Genomic DNA, 1,447 nt, shown 5'->3' on the forward strand with positions numbered 1-1,447 from the left:
CCTGCGACCTTGTTTGGTTTTTTCATTGCGTCTCTTCTGAAGGGTTCTCCGAGTTCCTGGTTGAGCAGGACCTCGATGAGGGTTGTTTTGCCCTCGGTCATCTGGGCCTTGATGGCGGTTGCGAGGGTGTCGGTCAACTCCTGCATGGTGCGCACGACCACGCCGTCGAGCCCGCAGGCGCGCGCGATGCCGGCATAGGAGACCTCCTCGTCGAGCTCGGTGCCCACGAAGTTGTCGTCGAACCAGAGCGTGGAATTGCGCTTCTCCGCGCCCCACTGGTAGTTGCGGAACACCACTTGCGTGATCGCGGGCCAGTCGCCGCGGCCGATCGCCGTCAGCTCGTTCACCGCGATGCCGAACGCGCCGTCCCCGGCAAACCCCACCACCGGCGTGTCGGGTTGGGCGATCTTGGCGCCCACGATCGCCGGCAGCCCGTAGCCGCAGGGGCCAAAGAGCCCCGGCGCGAGGTATTTGCGCGGCGCGTCGAAGTCCGGATAGGCGTTGCCGATGGCACAGTTGTTGCCGATATCCGAGCTGATGATCGCGTCGCGCGGCAGGGCGGCGGTGATCGCGCGCCAGGCCATGCGCGGGCTCATCCAGTCGGGTTTCGCGGCACGGGCGCGGGCGTTCCAGGTGGTGCCGGGGTCGTCCTCCTCATGGTCCATGGCGCTGAGCTGCTGGGCCCAGCGGGATTTCACCTGCGCGATCCGGTCGCGCCGTTCCTGGCGGCCCGCATCGCCCGCATCCTCGGCCAGCTGGCCCAGGATGCCGCGCGCCACCTTGGCCGCGTCGCCGACGATGCCGACGCTGATCTTCTTGGTCAGCCCGATCCGGTCGGAATTGATGTCGACCTGGATGATTTTCGCATCCGCCGGCCAGTACTCCATTCCGTAGCCCGGAAGCGTTGAGAACGGGTTAAGCCGGGTGCCCAATGCCAGCACCACATCCGCGTCCTTGATCAGCTCCATCGCCGCCTTCGAGCCGTTGTATCCCAGCGGCCCCGCAAAGAGCGGATGGCCCCCCGGAAAGGCGTCATTGTGTTGATATCCCACGCAAACGGGCGCATCGAGCCGCTCGGCCAGCGCCTTGCTGGCCGCGATCCCGCCCTCCGACAGCACCACGCCCGCGCCGTTCAGGATCACCGGGTTCTGCGCCTCCGACAGCAGCGCCGCGGCGCGCGCCACCGACGCCTCGCCGCCCGGGGAGCGCTCGAATTCGATGGGCTCGGGGATCTCGATATCGATCACCTGGGTCCAGAAATCGCGCGGAATGTTGATCTGGGCAGGCCCCGAGAGGGTTTTCGCCTTGGAGATCACCCGGGTCAGCACCTCGGCCATGCGCGAGGGATCGCGGACCTCCTCCTGGTAGGCGACCATGTCCTCGAAGAGCTTCATCTGCGCGACCTCCTGGAAGCCGCCCTGGCCGATGGTCTTGTTGGCCGCCTGGG

The 1,447-nt window shown here is 66.9% G+C and carries 1 protein-coding gene; it reads right to left on the reverse strand.

The genetic code is table 11. The annotated features are described in order from the left end of the window. Positions 1-1,447: sulfoacetaldehyde acetyltransferase (xsc, locus tag PVW48_RS20055; RefSeq protein ID WP_274582731.1), on the reverse strand; the 1,447-nt coding region annotated here is incomplete at both ends.

Source organism: Dinoroseobacter sp. PD6 (assembly GCF_028807315.1).
GTDB lineage: Bacteria > Pseudomonadota > Alphaproteobacteria > Rhodobacterales > Rhodobacteraceae > Dinoroseobacter > Dinoroseobacter shibae.